The organism is Ornithinimicrobium flavum (assembly GCF_004526345.1).
GTDB classification, from domain to species: domain Bacteria; phylum Actinomycetota; class Actinomycetes; order Actinomycetales; family Dermatophilaceae; genus Ornithinicoccus; species Ornithinicoccus flavus.
In genome coordinates this window covers 3,102,494-3,119,244 of the sequence record NZ_CP038213.1, presented here as the reverse complement: position 1 = coordinate 3,119,244, position 16,751 = coordinate 3,102,494, and the positions used below count along the sequence as shown (strand labels likewise).

Annotated in this window: 12 protein-coding genes; 6 read left to right on the top strand and 6 right to left on the bottom strand. The window is 73.6% G+C overall.

The features are described 5' to 3' along the window. Positions 1–127: 127 nt before the first annotated feature. On the top strand, positions 128–1,810 hold the full coding sequence (locus tag E3Z34_RS14660) for an ABC1 kinase family protein (protein ID WP_134774200.1): 1,683 nt from the start codon (positions 128–130) through the stop codon (positions 1,808–1,810). An 81-nt stretch (positions 1,811–1,891) separates the two neighbouring features. Next, a complete protein-coding gene (locus E3Z34_RS14655; protein WP_134774199.1) occupies positions 1,892–2,689 on the top strand; it encodes a DUF5995 family protein in 798 nt (265 codons plus the stop codon). Between the two features lie 101 nt (positions 2,690–2,790). On the opposite strand, the gene E3Z34_RS14650 is transcribed toward E3Z34_RS14655, so the two are convergent. The 6 genes from E3Z34_RS14650 to E3Z34_RS14630 form a co-directional block, all read right to left on the bottom strand. After that, positions 2,791–3,729 (bottom strand): glycine betaine ABC transporter substrate-binding protein, encoded by a 939-nt coding sequence (locus tag E3Z34_RS14650; protein WP_134774198.1) that lies wholly within the window; start codon positions 3,727–3,729, stop codon positions 2,791–2,793. Positions 3,730–3,781: 52 nt separating this feature from the next. Continuing rightward, positions 3,782–4,747: an ABC transporter permease gene (locus E3Z34_RS14645; RefSeq protein WP_134774197.1), complete on the bottom strand. Its 966-nt coding sequence runs from the start codon at positions 4,745–4,747 to the stop codon at positions 3,782–3,784. After that, a complete protein-coding gene (locus E3Z34_RS14640) occupies positions 4,744–6,000 on the bottom strand; it encodes a quaternary amine ABC transporter ATP-binding protein (RefSeq protein WP_134774196.1) in 1,257 nt (418 codons plus the stop codon). The genes E3Z34_RS14645 and E3Z34_RS14640 overlap by 4 nt, the downstream gene beginning before the upstream one ends. Positions 6,001–6,287: 287 nt before the next feature. Continuing rightward, positions 6,288–10,007, bottom strand: a complete 3,720-nt coding sequence (gene metH / locus E3Z34_RS14635) for a methionine synthase (RefSeq protein WP_134774195.1) — start codon at positions 10,005–10,007, stop codon at positions 6,288–6,290. 41 nt (positions 10,008–10,048) lie between these two features. Further along, a complete protein-coding gene (locus tag E3Z34_RS19200; protein WP_238695209.1) occupies positions 10,049–10,210 on the bottom strand; it encodes a hypothetical protein in 162 nt (53 codons plus the stop codon). Continuing rightward, positions 10,207–10,899 (bottom strand): formate/nitrite transporter family protein, encoded by a 693-nt coding sequence (locus tag E3Z34_RS14630; RefSeq protein WP_238695208.1) that lies wholly within the window; start codon positions 10,897–10,899, stop codon positions 10,207–10,209. Before E3Z34_RS14630 ends, E3Z34_RS19200 begins: the two co-directional genes overlap by 4 nt. Before the next feature lie 241 nt (positions 10,900–11,140). Between E3Z34_RS14630 and E3Z34_RS14625 the strand changes: the two genes are divergently transcribed. The 4 genes from E3Z34_RS14625 to E3Z34_RS14610 all read left to right on the top strand — a co-directional run bounded on the left by E3Z34_RS14625 (position 11,141) and on the right by E3Z34_RS14610 (position 16,638). Then, entirely contained in the window at positions 11,141–11,428 is a 288-nt protein-coding gene (locus E3Z34_RS14625) for a Fe-S cluster assembly protein HesB (RefSeq protein ID WP_134774194.1), read from the top strand. Positions 11,429–11,699: 271 nt separating this feature from the next. Continuing rightward, a complete protein-coding gene (gene treY, locus E3Z34_RS14620; RefSeq protein ID WP_134774193.1) occupies positions 11,700–14,147 on the top strand; it encodes a malto-oligosyltrehalose synthase in 2,448 nt (815 codons plus the stop codon). Continuing rightward, positions 14,144–16,015, top strand: a complete 1,872-nt coding sequence (gene treZ / locus E3Z34_RS14615; protein ID WP_238695207.1) for a malto-oligosyltrehalose trehalohydrolase — start codon at positions 14,144–14,146, stop codon at positions 16,013–16,015. The genes treY and treZ overlap by 4 nt, the downstream gene beginning before the upstream one ends. Further along, on the top strand, positions 16,012–16,638 hold the full coding sequence (locus tag E3Z34_RS14610) for a hypothetical protein (protein ID WP_134774192.1): 627 nt from the start codon (positions 16,012–16,014) through the stop codon (positions 16,636–16,638). Before treZ ends, E3Z34_RS14610 begins: the two co-directional genes overlap by 4 nt. The last annotated feature ends 113 nt before the right edge of the window (positions 16,639–16,751 follow it).

The window sequence follows — 16,751 nt, the reverse complement described above, 5'->3', positions numbered from 1 at the left end:
CGCGGGCCGGGCGCCGGCCCCAGCGACCGGTGGTACCTTCCCGGCAGGTGGCGACCTGTCGCTGCCGACCAGGAAGGGCCGTCATCCTGCAGCGCTCCCACCCCCGCCCGTCCACGGCGGGCACCGGATGACCGACGCGGACCTGCGCGCCCGCTACCGGCGCATCGTGCTCTTCTTCGCGCGGGTGACGGTCTCCTTCATCTGGTGGGAGATCGTGCTGCGTCGGCTCGGTCTGGGACGCCTCGCGGCGCGCACGCGCACCGAGCGGGGACGGCGCGCCGCCCTGCGCTTCCGCGGCCTCGCCGTCTCCATGGGTGGGCTGATGATCAAGGTGGGCCAGTTCCTCTCGGCCCGCCTGGACGTGCTGCCCCCGGAGATCACGCGGGAGCTCGCCGGGCTCCAGGACGAGGTGCCGCCGGAGGACCTCGAGGAGGTCCGGGCGGTGGCGGAGTCGGGGCTCGGCGTGCCGCTGGAGGAGCACTTCGCGTGGTTCGACACCACCCCCCTGGCCGCCGCGTCGTTGGGGCAGGTGCACCGGGCACGACTCCGCCCGGCCGACGCCGCGCAGGAGGGCTTCGCCGACGTCGTGGTCAAGGTGCAACGGCCTCACATCCAGCGCGTCATCGAGGTCGACCTCTCGGCGCTGCGTCGGGTCGGCGGCTGGATGGAGCGCTACCGCCCCATCCGTGAGCGCGCCGACGTGCGGGCCCTGCTCGAGGAGTTCGCGGCCACGACACTGCAGGAGGTCGACTACCTGGCCGAGGGCGCCAACGCCGAGACCTTCGCGCGCAACTTCGCCGACGACCCCCACGTCCGCGTCCCGCGGGTCGTGTGGGAGCTGAGCGGGCGCCGTCTGCTCACCCTCGAGGACGTCTCGGCCGTCAAGCTCGCCGACCACGCGGCGATCACCGCGGCCGGCATCCACCGCGCCGAGGTGGCCCAGCTGCTCGCCGACACCTTCCTCCAGCAGATCTTCACCGACGGCTTCTTCCACGCCGACCCGCACCCGGGCAACCTCTTCGTCAGCCCGTCCCCGGACGCCGCGGACGACGAGCCCGGCTGGACCCTCACCTACATCGACTTCGGCATGATGGGAGAGGTGCCGGACGAGCTGCGCACCGGGCTGCGGGACCTCGTCATCGCCGCCGGTCTGCGCGACAGCGCCCGCCTGGTCTCGGGGCTCACGCGGCTCGGGGTGCTGCTGCCGACCGCCGACCTGGCCTCGATCGAGGCCGCCGTCGAGCAGGTCTTCGACCGGTTCGGCGGGCTGCGGATGGACGAGCTGCAGCAGATCGACCCCGAGGAGCTGATCCGCTTCGGCCTGCAGTTCCGGGAGCTGCTGCTGGAGCTGCCGTTCCAGGTGCCTGAGAACCTCCTGCTGCTCGGCCGGTCCCTCGGGATCCTGTCGGGCATCTGCACCGGGCTCGACCCGGAGTTCGACGTCTGGGCCACCATCACCCCCTACGCCGGGCAGCTCCTGGACGACGAGCGCCAGGGGCTCCCGCAGACCGTCCTGTCCGAGGCCATGGCGCTGGCCCGCCTCGCGCTCGTCCTGCCGCGTCGGGCCGACCGGGTGCTGACGCTGGCCGAGCGGGGCGAGCTCAGGATCGCCACGCCCCTCCTGTCGTCCCAGGTGAGGCGCCTGGAGCGCACGGTGTCCCGCACGAACGGCGTGCTGGTCTTCGCCGCGCTGCTCCTCGCCGGCGCCATCCTCACGGCGTCGGACCCGGGGACGGGACGTCTGCTCATGTTCGCGTCCGTCCTGCCGCTGGTCTGGGTGCTCGCGGCAGGTCTGCGCCGCGGCCCCTGAGCCGTCGCCGCGCATACCCCTGAGCCGTCGCCGCACCCCTGGACCGTTGCCGCACACCCCTGCGGGGTGGTCGAATCGGCCATGGGACTCCGCGACCTGCTCGACACCGTCCGCGCCACGCTCCGCCTTCCGTCTCTGCCGCCGCTGCCGTTGCTGCCGGGCCGTATGCGGCGGGAGGAGCCGGTCCCCGCGGGCCAGTTGCCGGACGTCGCGTCCGTCGTCGCCGCGCTGCGCGCCCTCGACACCGAGCTGGACCGGGGGGACGGCGTGTGGCACTTCAACCGGATGTACCTGCAGGTGACCGAGCTCGTCGAGCAACGGCTCCACGAGGGCTACTTCGCCGACGACCGGTTCATGGAGCGGCTCGACGTCGTCTTCGCCCAGCTCTACCTCGACGCCGTCCACGGTGACCGGGTCGGTCTGGTCCCGCCCCCCTGCTGGGAGCCGGTCCTCGCGAGCCGGCGCACGGCCCTGGCACCGATCCAGTTCGCCGTCGCCGGCATGAACGCCCACATCAACCACGACCTGCCGGTCGCGGTCGTCACCACCTGCCGCCAGCTCGGCATCGACCCGACCACGCGGCAGGTGCGCTCGGACTACGACAAGGTCAGCGCGGTGCTGGCGGAGGTCCACGAGCAGGTGCGCCAGTCCTTCCTCGACGGGATCGCCCTCGAGGTGGACCGGGAGCTGACGCCGCTGCTGACGCTCGTCGGGTCGTGGAGCGTCGCCCGGGCGCGGGAGGCCGCCTGGGTCAACAGCGAGGTGCTGTGGGCCCTGCGCGCGGCACCGCTGCTCCAGGAGGAGTTCCGCGCCAGTCTGAGCCGCACGGTCGGCCTGGTCGGCCGAACGCTCCTGGTGCAGGTTGCCGAGCCGGTATGACGTGACGCCGTGCTGGTCGGCCCCGGCGTCGGGACGCGAGACGCCCCCGCCGACCGGGATCGACGGGGGCGCGCGGTGGTGCGGGAGAGGCGAGCCTCAGGTCAGCTGGCGGTGGGCAGCTCCGGCAGGGCGTCGGGGTTCTCCTCGATCCAGGCCTCGACCGCCTCGGCCTCCCGGCCCTCGCCGTACTCGTTGACGACCAGGTCCTCCAGGGAGCCGTACTGGTCGTCGTCCAGGCTCAGCTGGCCGATCCACTCGGCGGCCTCGGGGAACTCCTCGGCGAAGCCCTCCCGGCCCAGGAAGTGCAGGGCCTCCGGCTCGCCCAGGGCGCCCTCGGGGTCCTCCAGGTCCTTGACCGGGAACTCGGCGTTGGCCCAGAAGGGGCGCCACAGGGTGACGACGATGTCCTCCTCGTTCTCCACCGCGTTGCGCAGCTCGGTGAGCATCGCGGTCGTGGAGGACGTGACCAGCTCGAACTCCGCGTCCAGCCCGTAGGTCGGGAAGACGCTCTCGTTGGTGACGCGGGTCAGGCCCGCCCCCGGCTCGATGCCGATGACCTGACCGTCGAAGCGGTCTGCGTTGTCGGCCAGCTCCTCCAGGGAGTCGATGTCGACGTACTCCGGCACGGCGATGGTCAGCACCGCGCTGTCGTAGTAGCTGCCCAGGTCCTCGATGCTGTCGCCGTACTCCTCCATGTAGTCGGCGTGGGTGACCTCCGACCAGGCCGAGGGGTACATGTCGACGTCGCCGTTGGCCAGGCCCGCGTAGAGCGGGGCCGGCTCGGTGAGCGTCTCCATCTCGACGGTGTAGCCCATCTGCTCCAGCTGGTTCTCCAGCAGGTAGGCCGTGGACAGGCCGTCGGTCCAGGACGGGAGGAAGCCCAGGGTGATCGTGCCGGACGGGCCCTCGGCACCGGGGTCGTCGCCGGCGGGCTCGGCGTCGCCCCCGCAGGCGGCGAGCAGCAGGCTGCCGGCGGACAGGGCCGCCACGAGCCCCGTCGTGCGGGTGGTGCGGCGGGTGCGGTCGGTCGTGGTCCTCATCTGATCTGTTCCTCTCGATCGGGTTCGGGTGGTCGGGTATGGGGTGGGGTGCTCAGACGGTGGAGCGGTCGGCGACGGTGCTCGTGCCCGCGGGGTCCGTCGCGGACGGCTGCCGCCCGGAGCGGTCGCCGGCGCGGCGGGACCGCGCGAGGGCCAGCAGGGACCGGGGGTGCTTGCCGGGGTCGCCCAGGGCGGCGGTGACGCGGTCGAGGAAGATGGCGAGGATCACCACGCCGACACCGGCCTCGACGCCGAGCGGCGTGTTGAGCCGGGCGATGGACTCCACGACGAGCTTGCCGAGCCCGTCGGCCCCGGTGAAGCCGGCGATGACGGCCATCGACAGGGCCAGCATGATGACCTGGTTCACCCCGGCCAGGATGGTGGGCACGGCCAGCGGCAGCTGGATCCCGCGGAGGATCTGGCCGGAGGAGGCGCCGAAGGCGTGCCCGGCCTCGACCGTCTCCCGGTCGACCTGCCGGATGCCGAGCTCGGTGAGCCGGACCCCGGGCGGCAGGGCGAAGATGATGGTCGCGAAGATGCCGGGCACCAGGCCGATGGAGAAGAAGGTCACCGCGGGGATGAGGTAGACGAAGCCGGGCATCGTCTGCATGAAGTCCAGCACGGGGCGGACGAGCGCGCTCACGGTGTCGTTCCGCGCGGCGAGGACCCCCAGGGGCACGGCGATCGCGATCGCCACGAGGGTGGCCACGATCACCAGCGCCAGCGTCTGCATCGCGGGCAGCCAGATGCCCATCGAGATGATCAGCGCGAAGCCGAGGGCGGTCCCCAGGGCCAGGCGCCAGGACGCGACCAGCCAGGCGACGAGGGCGAGGACGGCGACCATCACCAGGGCCGGCGGCCACATGAGGAGGTCGACGAGGCCGTTGACGACCCAGGTCATCACGTCCCGGAAGAGCTGCAGCAGGACGCTGAGGTTGTCGTCGATCCAGTCGAAGAGGCCGTCGACCCAGGCGCCGATCGGGACGCGGGGCAGCAGGCTGTCGTCGGTCGTGCTCATCGGGCCACCACCTCGGTGTCGTCGGTCAGGGGGTCGGTCGAGCTGGGCGGGCCACCGGCCGGGGTCGGGAGCGGGTCGACCTGCTCGTGGGAGAGGGCGGCCAGGAGGGTGACCTGGGGGATGAGCCCGGCGAGGCGGCCGGCGTCGTCGACGACGAGCAACGGGCTCTCGCGGCGTGCGGCGTCGGCGAGCAGGTCGCCCAGGGGTGTGTCGAGCCCGACCGTGGTCGCGCTGCGTTCGGTGAGCGGCAGCCGGTCGCGGCCCTCCCGGACGGCGGCCGCGATCTCACCCGGCAGGACGACACCGACCGGGGTCCGGTCGCGCCGGACGACGGGGAGCGCGCCCAGCTGGTGCTCACGGATGAGCCGGTGCGCCTGGCGCGGCCCCTGCTCGGCGCCGATGACCACGGCCGGAGGCTCCATCACCGCACCGGCGGTCAGCACCTTGGCGCGGTCCACGTCCTGGACGAACTGCGCCACGTAGTCGTTCTTCGGGTCGTTGAGGATCTGCTCGGCGGTCCCGACCTGCTCGATCCGACCGTCGCGCATCATCGCGACCCGGTCGCCCAGCCGCATCGCCTCGTTGAGGTCGTGGGTGATGAAGACGATCGTCTTGTCCAGCCGCTGCTGGAGGTCCACCAGCTGGTCCTGCATCTCGCGGCGGATGAGCGGGTCCAGGGCGCTGAACGCCTCGTCCATGAGCATGATGTCGGTCTCGGCCGCCAGCGCACGGGCCAGGCCGACCCGCTGCTGCATACCCCCGGACAGCTCGGCGGGCATCGACCCGCCCCAACCGGCCAGCCCGACCATCTCCAGGGCCCGGGCCGCCCGGGCCTCCCGGTCGGCCCGGTTGACCCCCTGCACGGTGAGCGCGTAGGCGGCGTTCTCCCCGACGGTGCGGTGCGGCAGCAGAGCGAAGTGCTGGAAGACCATGGAGATCTTCTCCCGCCGCACCCGGCGCAGGTCGTCCCCCTTGAGCGCGGCGAGGTTCTCCCCCTCGATGACCACCTCGCCGGCCGTGGCCGGGTGCAGACCGTTGATCATCCGGATGAGCGTCGACTTGCCCGAGCCGGACAGCCCCATCACCACGAAGATCTCACCGGCCGCGACCTCGAAGGACGCGTCGACGACCGCAGCTGTCAGGCCGTGGGCGCGCAGCTCCTCGCGGTCGGCGCCGCGCCGCAGGGCGTCCACCCCGCGATGGGGTCGACGACCGAAGATCTTGAACAGGTGCTCCGCAGCAAGAATGTTCACGAGATCGAGTTCCTCCGGTGTCAGGGGTCGCTCAGGACAGGGCTCTTCGGCAGCGGGTGCGGGCGTGGCACGGGTCGTCAGAGGGGCCGCCACAGGGGTGCCGGGGAAAAGAACCGCTTTTCGACGTTAGGACGGTCGCGGCCCGAAAATCCAACTGAGAGCCGTTCTGTGATCAGATCGTGATCGCTTCTTTGCCCGATCGTGATTCCGCGACGGACACCGGCCGGCGTGCCCGGCCGACGCGGTCCCCTCCTCGACCCGGCAGGGGCGCCGGCCCGGGAGGAGGATCAGCGCAGGAGCGGGCCGAGCCAGCGCTCGGCCTCCGCCACCGACCAGCCCTTGCGGGCGGCGTAGTCCTCGAGCTGGTCGCGGTCGATCCGGCCGACGGCGAAGTAGCGGGACTCCGGGTGTCCCAGGAGCAGACCGGAGACCGCGCTCGTGGGCCACATGGCCCCGTGCTCGGTGAGCCGCATCCCGGCCGCCCGCTCGGCGTCCAGCAGCTCCCACAGGGTGACCTTCTCGGTGTGGTCCGGCTGCGCGGGGTAGCCGGGCGCGGGGCGGATGCCGTCGTAGCGCTCCTTGACCAGGTCCTCGACCGGGAGGTCCTCGTCCGGCGCGTAGCCCCACAGTCGCGTGCGCACCTCGCGGTGGGTCCACTCGGCGAAGGCCTCCGCCAGCCGGTCGGCGAGCACCTGCACCATGATCGCGCCGTAGTCGTCGTGCTCCTCCCGCAGCTGGGCGGCCAGCTCGTCGGCGCCGTGGACCGAGACGGCGAAGGCACCCACGTGGTCGTCCTGCGGGGCGACGAAGTCGGCGAGAGCGGCATACCCGCCCTGGGTGCGCTCGCGCTGCTGCCGGAGGGTGTGCAGCCGCACCGGCTCGCCGTCCACGTCCAGCACGATGTCGTCACCGTCCCGCGCCGCGGGCCACAGGCCGACCACCCCGCGCGCGGTGAGCAGGCCCTCGTCGATGATCCGCCGCAGCCAGCCCTGGCCGTCGGCCCACGTGGTCCGGGCCTGCTCACCCACCTTCGGGTCCTGCAGGATCCGGGGGTAGGAGCCGCGGAGCTCCCAGGCGGTGAAGAAGGGGGTCCAGTCCACGACCTCGACCAGCTCCTCGAGGGACGGCTCGAGCACCCGGACCCCCGGGCTGGAGGGGGCCACCGGCACCGGCGCGGAGACCGCGCGGGTGCTCGCCCGGGCCTGCTCCAGCGGCACCAGCCGGACGTCCTTGGCGGCGTGCCGGTCGCGCAGCTCGGCGTAGGTGAGCGCGACGCGGTCGCGGAGCTTCTCCTCGTGGCCGATCGCGTCGGCAACCACGCCGACGGCCCGGGAGGCGTCGACCACGTGGACGACGGTGCCCTCGTAGGCGGGGTCGATCTTGACCGCGGTGTGCGCGGCGGAGGTGGTCGCGCCGCCGATGAGCAGGGGCGTGCTCAGCCCGCGGCGCTGCATCTCGGTGGCCAGCGAGACCATCTCGTCCAGGCTCGGGGTGATGAGGCCGGACACCCCGACGACGTCGGCGCCGAGCTCGTCCGCGGCCGCGAGGATCTGCTCGGCCGGCACCATGACGCCCAGGTCGGTGACCTCGTAGCCGTTGCAGCCCAGCACGACCCCCACGATGTTCTTGCCGATGTCGTGGACGTCGCCCTTGACCGTGGCCAGCACGACGCGGCCCTTGGTGCGTCCTCCGGTCTCCGCCGCCGCGGCCTCCAGGTAGGGGGTGAGGTGCGCGACCGCCTTCTTCATCACCCGGGCCGACTTGACCACCTGGGGCAGGAACATCTTGCCCGCGCCGAAGAGGTCGCCGACGACGTCCATGCCGGCCATGAGCGGGCCCTCGATGACCTGCAGACCCGATCCGAGCTGCTGGTAGGCCTCCTCGGCGTCCTCGACGACGTAGGTGTCGATGCCGTGCACCAGGGCGTGCCGGAGCCGCTCGGTCACGTCGGCGTCGCGCCAGGCCAGCCTGGCCGTGGCGGCCGCCGACGGGCCGCCCCCGCCCGGTCCGGCCGCCTCGACCTCCGCCCTGACCCGCTCGGCCAGCTCGAGGAGCCGCTCGGTCGCGTCGGGCCGGCGGGCCAGGATCACGTCCTCGACGTGCTCGCGCAGCACGGGGTCGAGGTCCTCGTAGACGCCGAGCATCCCGGCGTTGACGATGCCCATGTCCAGGCCGGCCCGGATGGCGTGGAAGAGGAAGACCGAGTGCATCGCCTCGCGCACGGTGTTGTTGCCGCGGAAGGAGAAGGACACGTTGGAGATGCCGCCGGAGACCAGGGCGCCTCGGAGGTTCTGCTTGATCCAGCGGGTCGCCTCGATGAAGTCCAGGGCGTAGCGGTCGTGCTCCTCCATGCCGGTGGCCACCGTCAGCACGTTGGGGTCGAAGATGACGTCGTGGGCCGGGAACGGGTCGGCGAGACCGCTGCCGGGCTCGGTGAGGAGCCGGAAGGCCCTCTCGCACACCGCGATCCGCCGCTCGAAGGTGTCCGCCTGCCCGTGCTCGTCGAAGGCCATGACGACGACCGCGGCACCGTAGCGGCGCACGACCGCCGCGCGCCGGAGGAACTCCTCCTCACCGTCCTTGAGGGACAACGAGTTGACCACCCCCTTGCCCTGCAGGCAGCGCAGCCCGGCCTCCAGCACCTCCCACCGCGAGGAGTCGACCATGACGGGGACGCGGGCGACGTCCGGCTCGCCGGCGAGCAGGTTGAGGAAGTGGGTCATCGTCGCCGGGCCGTCGAGCATGCCCTCGTCGACGTTGACGTCGATGAGCTGCGCGCCGGCCTCCACCTGCTGGCGGGCCACGGCCACCGCGGCGTCCCAGTCGCCCTCCTGGACGTGCCGGGCGAACCTCGGGCTGCCGGTGATGTTGGTGCGCTCGCCGACGTTGACGAAGTTGACGTCCGGGGTGAGCGTGAAGGCCTCCAGGCCGGAGGTGCGCAGGTATGGCGTGCCCTCCGGCGGGGTGCGGGGGGCCACCGCGGCCACGGCCCCGGCGATCGCCCTGATGTGGTCGGGGGTGGTGCCGCAGCAGCCGCCGACGATGTTGAGCAGCCCCTCCCGGGCCATCGCCCCGAGGACCTCGGCCATCTCCTCGGGGGTGTCGTCATACCCTCCGAAGGCGTTGGGCAGACCCGCGTTGGGGTGCACCGAGGTGAGGGCGCCGGTCGCGCGCGCCACGTCGCGCAGGTGCGGTCGCATCGCCTCGGCGCCCAGGGCGCAGTTGAGCCCGACCGAGAGCAGGTCCACGTGCTCGGTGGCCACGACGAAGGCCTCCGGCGTCTGGCCCGACAGGGTCCGGCCCGAGGCGTCGGTGATGGTGCCGGACAGCAGGACGGGGACGGGACGGTCGGCGGCCCCCGCGGCGACCCGCGCCGCCTGGACGTCGGCGATCGCGTGCAGCGCAGCCTTGGCGTTGAGGGTGTCGAAGACGGTCTCGACGAGCAGCAGGTCGACGCCACCGTCCAGGAGCGCGGCGGCCTGCTCGCCGTAGGCCTCCCGCAGCTGGTCGTAGGTGATCGAGCGGAACTCGGGGCGCTCCACGTCGGGGGAGAGGGAGGCCGTGCGGTTGGTCGGCCCCAGGGAGCCGGCCACCCAGCGCGGACGGCCGTCCTCGGCCTGCACCTCGTCGGCGACCCGGCGCGCGACCCGGGCGGCGGCGGCGTTCATGTCGGGCACCAGGTCCTGGGTGCCGTAGTCGGCCTGCGCGACGGTGGTGGCGCTGAAGGTGTTGGTGGTGAGGATGTCGGCCCCGGCCCGCAGGTAGGAGCGGTGCACCTCGGCGAGCACGTCCGGCCGGGTCAGCCCCAGGAGGTCGAAGTTGCCGCGCAGCGTGGTGCCGGCGTGGGCCGCCCAGGCCGGGCCGGCGCCGTGGAAGTCGTCCTCGGTGAGCGGGACCTGCTGGAGCATCGACCCGTAGCCACCGTCGAGGACGAGGATCCGGCGACGCGCCTCGGCACGCAGGGGGTGCTCGGGGGAGGACGCGTGGGCGGAGGGGGGCGTCGGCACCTTCTCACTGTAGGCGGCGGACCCGAGCGCCCCGCGCCGTGTCAGCGGGCGTCCCCCTCGTGCTCTGTGCCCCCGTCCGGTCCCGGCGCCTCGGGCAGCTCGCTCGCGCGGATGAGCCGCAGGCTCGTGACGAAGACGAGGCCGCCCAGCATGTCGAGCGGGACGACGTACCAGAACCACCCCAGCCAGTCGGCGTAGCTCACCGGGGCCCCGCGTGGATCGCCCCGAAGATGAGGATGGAGTCCAGCACCGAGTGGAACAGGCTCAGACCGGCCAGGAGGAAGCCGGCGGAGAAGGCGGCCACCACCTTGACGCCGTCGGAGTCGGTGCCCTGCTGCATGCGCGTCAGGACGGTGATGACGAAGCCGCCGAGGAGGGACAGCGCGACCGCCCGGAGGTCCAGCGGGGCGTCGACGAAGTGTCGTGCGGTCTCGGTCAGCACCTCGGTGAACTCGGGGAAGGCCAGTACGACCAGCCAGCCGGCCAGGTTGGTCAGCAGGGTCACCCCCCACAGCCGCAGCAGCTGCGGCGCGGTCCCCCGACCGGCGAAGAGGGCCATGATCGGCAGCAGGAAGCCCTCGGTGAACAGCTCGCTGTGGGCGAGGTAGAGCGCGACGAAGCCGATCCCGAACGCCAGCCCGGCGAGCAGGTGGTCGCCGGTCCCGTGCAGCACCGCCAGGTAGGCCAGGATGCCCAGACCGATCTCGAGGCCGCCGAAGAAGCCGGTGGTCAGCAGCGCCCGCCAGGTGCGGTGCAGGCGGTCCGCCCCCGTCTCGACGCTGCCCTGGAAGGAGTCGACGACCTCCGGCTCGGGACGGTCCGCGGCCGGGTCCACGCGCCCCTGCCCGTCCTCGGCCAACGCATCGTCGGTGGGGCGGCTGTCCTGGCTCATGAGGGCTCCTGGTGGATGAGGCTCCCGTGCTAGGGCCGACAGGCCGGGGATCCCCGCCCGACCGGTCGAAAACACGACCGGTCGGCCACCGCGGAGCAGCTCTCGTTTGCCAGACCCCTGGGGACCTGGGACAGGGTGGAGCGTCCGAGGGACGGGGCGCACCCACCACCTGGCGGTGGTCGGTCGCGGCCGTCCGGACCGGCCCACCGCCGGTCATCGCACCGACGACAAGGAGAACTTCATGCTGACCGTCACCGAGAACGCCCAGGCCGTCGTCAAGGGCCTGACCTCCGAGCAGGGCCTGCCCGAGACCGCGGGGCTGCGGCTGTCGCTGGCCGCGGACCAGACCCAGCTCCAGGTGGCGCTCGTGCCGCAGCCCGAGCCGACCGACCAGGCCGTGCCCAGCACCGAGGCCCCGGTCTACGTGGCCGAGGACACCGTCCCCGCGCTGGCCGACCAGACCCTGGACGCGGCCCAGACCCCCGAGGGGGTCGGCTTCACCCTGCAGCCGCAGGACCCGACCGCCTGATCGGCCCGGTCCGACCCGGTGCCGCCCGCCCGGCGTGGGGCGGCACCGGAGATGCACGCTCCTGCACCGCATGCACGCCCGACGACCGTTCATGCGGTGCGGGAGCGTGCATACCCTCCATCCCATCCCGCCCGACCCGTCCTCGGCCCCAACCCGTCCTCGGCCCCGACCCGTCCTCCCGGAGTCCCACCGGAGCGGTGCGACGTCCGTCCCCCGGCGGGGAGCCTTCACCGGATGCGCCGCGCGCCGCTCCTGAGACACTGGAGCGGACATGACCACATCTGAGGCCCGCGAACGCCGCCCGCTCACCGCCACCTACCGCCTGCAGCTGCACGCCGGCTTCACCTGCGACGACGCTCTCGCCGCCCTGCCCTACGTGGAGGAGCTCGGCGCCAGCCACGTCTACCTCTCGCCGGTGCTGACCGCCGTCCCGGGCAGCGACCACGGCTACGACGTCCTGGACCACACCCGGGTCAACCCGGAGATCGGCGGTCGCGAGGGGCTCGAGCGGCTGGCCGCCGCGGTCCACGAGCGGGGCATGGGCGTCGTCGTGGACATCGTCCCCAACCACATGGCCCTGGTCTCGCCGTTCTGGCGCAACGCCCCGTTGTGGCAGGTCCTGCGGGAGGGCCCGGCCTCGGAGCGGGCCGGGTGGTTCGACGTGGACTGGGAGCACCTGGGCGGACGCTTCGGGCTTCCGCTGCTCGGCCAGTCCCTCGAGGAGGCCCTGGAGGCAGGGGAGATCGAGGTGTCCACCGGCCGGGACGACGAGGGCCCGGCGGTCGGGAGGCCGGTGGTGCGCTACTTCGAGCACGTCCTGCCGGTCGCCGAGGGCACCGAGCACCTGACCGACGACCTCCCGGCCCTCCTGGAGGCCCAGCACTGGGTGCTCGGCCACTGGCAGGACGCGGCCGAGGTCCTCAACTACCGGCGCTTCTTCGAGGTCGACGGTCTCATCGGGGTCCGGGTGGAGGACCCCGACGTCTTCGCGGCGACGCACGCGGAGCTGCTGGACCTGCACCACCGGGGCGTCATCGACGGCTTCCGGGTCGACCACCCGGACGGGCTCGCGGACCCGGGCGGCTACCTGGCGATGCTGCGCGAGCAGCTGCGCCCCGGCACCCCGGTCTGGGTCGAGAAGATCCTCGAGGGCGCCGAGCGCCTCCCCTCCGCCTGGGCGTGCGAGGGCACGACCGGGTATGACGCGAACGCCGCCGTGCTCGGGGCGCTGGTCGACCCCACCACCGCGGACGTGGTGAGCACCGCGTGGTTCGCCACCGGCGGCGAGCCGGACCTGGACGTCGAGGTGGAGCGGTGCAAGCGGCAGGCCGTCGAGGCCCTCCTGCAGCCCGAGGTGTCGCGGCTGGTGCGCCGGGCCCGGGAGGCGCTCCCGCACGCCGACGAGCACCGGTTGCGGGCCGCCCTCACCGAGCTGCTCGTGGACGTGCACGTCTACCGCGCCTACATCCGGCCCGGGGAGACCCCCGACCCGGACCTGGAGCGGCCGCTCCTGGACGCGGTGGAGCGGGCCCGGGCGAACCGGCCGGACCTGGAGGGCGAGCTCGTCGAGCTGGCCCAGCTGCTGCGCCGGCCGGACGTCAGCGTGGTCGACCCGGTCGCCGCCGCCGACCTGTGCGTGCGCTTCCAGCAGACGACCGGCCCGGTGATGGCCAAGGGGATCGAGGACACCGCGTTCTACCGCTGGCACCGGCTCGTCGCGCTCAACGAGGTCGGCGCCGACCCCCGGGCCGGGGAGACGCCGGAGGTCGCGACCCTGCACTCCTGGGCGGTGCACCAGGCGCAGCACTGGCCCCTGGGCATGACCACGCTGTCGACCCACGACACCAAGCGCAGCGAGGACGTGCGGGCTCGCATCCTCGCCGTCGCGGGGGACCCCGAGGCCTGGCGGGCCCTGTCCGCCGCCGGTGCGGCCGCCGCCCAGCGGCACGGTGTCGACGCGCCCACCGCCCACCTCGTCTGGCAGACCCTGGTGGGGGCGGGCCGGGTCGAGCCGCACCGCCTGCACGCCTACCTCACCAAGGCGGTGCGGGAGGCCAAGCTGCACAGCACCTGGGTGGAGCCGGACAACGACTACGAGGCGAGGGTGCTCGCGCTCGCCGACGAGATGGTCTCGCACGAGGGCGAGGTCAGCACCGCCATCGCCGCCGCGGTCCGTGACAACGAGCAGACGATCCGCACCCTGACCCTCACCCAGAAGCTGGTCCAGCTGACGCTGCCCGGGGTCCCCGACACCTACCAGGCGGCGGGGCTGGCGCTGGTGGACCCGGACAACCGCAGGCCGGTGGACTTCGACGAGCGGCTCGAGCGGCTGCGCCGGCTGGACGCCGAGGGCCGGCCGCACGACCTCGCCGACGAGGTGCTCTGGCTGCGCTCCCGGGTGCTGCGCCTGCGGTCCTGGCTGCCGCAGGCCTACGGCCCCGGTGCCGGCTACACCCCGGTGGACGCCGGGCCGCACGTGCTCGGCTTCGTGCGGGGCGGGGTGGCCGCCACGCTCACCATCCGTGCTCCGCGCGCCCTGGGCGCGGCCGGCGGGTTGGGGGACACCCGCATCCCCCTGCCGCCGGACCTGTGGCGGGACGCCCTGACCGGTGCGGAACACCACGTCGGGGAGGACGGCGCGGCAGCCGTCGACGTCTTCGCGACAGCACCCGTGGCCCTGCTGGTGCGGGCCCGTGACCTCGAGGAAGGACCCCGGTGAGCGACGACCTGCGACCCGACGACGACGTCCGCCCCGGCGGCGACCAGCGACCCGACCACCACCGACCTGACGACGGCCAGCGGCCGGGGGGCGCCGGGCACACCTACCGCCTGTGGGCCCCCGAGGCCTCCGAGGTCGAGCTGCGCCTGGGCGCGGACTCATCCGTCGCCGTCCCGATGACCCGGGCGGAGGAGGGCTGGTGGCAGGTCGAGGCCGAGCCCGGCGACGGGCGCTACGCCTTCCGCGTCGACGGGGGCGACCCCGTCCCGGACCCGCGCTCCCGGCGTCAGCCCGACGGGGTGCACGCCCCCAGCCAGCTGGTCGACCTCACCTCCTTCGCGTGGACCGACCAGGACTGGTCGGGGGTGCCGCTCGAGGGCGCCGCGGTCTACGAGCTGCACGTCGGCACCTTCACCCGGGAAGGCACCTTCGAGGCCGCCCTGGAGCGCCTGGACCACCTCGTCGACCTGGGGGTGAGCGTCGTCGAGGTGATGCCCGTCGCGCCCTTCCCCGGCCGGGTCGGCTGGGGCTACGACGGGGTGGCGCTCTACGGCGTGCACGAGGCCTTCGGCGGCCCGGACGGGCTGGCCCGTTTCGTCGACGCCGCCCACGCCAGGGGCCTGGCCGTCTGGCTCGACGTCGTCTACAACCACCTCGGCCCCAGCGGCAACTACCTGGGCCAGGTGGGCCCCTACTTCACCGACCGGCACCACACCCCCTGGGGCCAGGCGGTCAACCTCGACGGGCCGCACAGCGACGGGGTGCGGGACTTCGTCCTCGACAACGTGCGGATGTGGCTCGAGGACTACCACCTCGACGGGCTGCGGCTCGACGCGGTGCACGCGCTGCACGACGACCGGGCCCGGCACGTCCTGGAGGAGATGGCCGAGGTCGCCGACGAGATCGCCGCGCGCAGCGGCATACCCCGGACCCTGGTCGCCGAGTCCGACCGCAACGACCCCGCGACCGTGGCCCCCCGCGGCCCAGGCGGCAGCGGCGGGACGGGGTTGCACGGCCAGTGGGCGGACGACGTCCACCATGCCCTGCACGTGCTGCTGACCGGTGAGACGCAGGGCTACTACGCGGACTTCGCCGACGCGGACGTGCTGCCCCGGGTGCTGGCCCGCACGCCGTTCCGTCACGACGGGTCCTTCTCGACCTTCCGTGGTCGACGGCACGGGCGCCCGGTGGACCCGGAGGTCACCCCGGGGTGGCGGTTCGTCGCCTCGCTGCAGACCCACGACCAGGTCGGCAACCGCGCCGTCGGCGACCGGATCCACCACACGATCAGCCCGGGCCGCCACGCCATCGGCGCGGCCTTGCTGCTCACCTCGCCCTACACCCCGATGCTCTTCATGGGTGAGGAGTGGGGCGCCTCGACCCCGTGGCAGTACTTCACCGACCACGACGAGGAGTGGCTGGCGGAGTCGATCCGGACCGGTCGGCAGGCGGAGTTCGCCGAGCACGGGTGGTCCGGCCAGGTGCCGGACCCGCAGGACGCCGCGACCGTCGCCGCCTCGGTGCTCAACTGGGACGAGGTCGCCGATCCCGGCCACGCCGAGGTGCTCGCCTTCTACCGCGACCTGCTGCTCCTGCGCAGGTCCGAGCCTGGCCTGACCTCGACGCCGCTCGCCGGGGGGGAGGTCGACCGCGCCCCCGCGCCCGGCGGAGCAGGCGGGGAGGTCATCACCGTGGTCCGCGGCGACGTCCGGGTGATCTGCACCCTCGGGGGCAGCGGACGCACCCCTGTGGCGGTCGGGACCGGCGCGCGGGTGCTCACCACCTTCGGCGACGTCGACCAGGACGGTCCCACCGTGCTGCTGGGCCCCGACAGCGTGGCCGTCCTGCGCGGAGGTGACGCGGCATGAGCCGGGAGCCGGGTCGGAGGCCGTTCCACCGGCCCACCCTGCGCCCCTCCGAGGTGCTGGAGGACGTGGCCGGCGGCGTGGACCCCCTGGAGGCGGCGGAGGCCGCGCACCGCACGGCCGAGCTGGTCGTCGGGCGCGGGCGGGACGGCCGCGGCGACCCGCAGCTCACGGCGCGCCTGGTGAGCCTCGTCGAGGAGCTGGGGCTGGCCACGGTCGCGGAGATGTGGGCCGACCGCCCGGCCCGGACCCTGCCCGGGGCCCTGTGGCGGCTCTACCTGCTGCACGAGTGGGTGCGCCGGTCGCCGGGGGAGGTCGGCCGCCAGTTCACCGCCGGCGCGGCGCACACGGAGGTCTACCGCGCGATCGCGGGCGTGGCCGAGCCGCCCACGCCCTCGGCGCTGGGCCGGCTGACCGAGGAGATCCTCACCGGTGTCTTCACGGGGGACCTGGCGGTCGCGCTGGAGCGGGCCTCCGCCTTCTGCCACGTCATGGCCGTGGGTCTGGCCGACCCCGCCGCGGAGGGACAGGGGGACGACCGCGGCCGACGGGCGGCCCGGCTGCGGGACACCGCGGACGACCTCACCGCCTGCGCCAGGCTCTGGCGCAAGGGCGACCTGCACTGACGGCCCGCGCCCGCCACGCGGCGGGCGTCCGGCGGCCGGCGGCCGGCGTGGCGGCGTCGGTGTGGCGGCGGACACAGGAACGCTCAGGAACATCTCGGCGGGGAAGCGGGTTA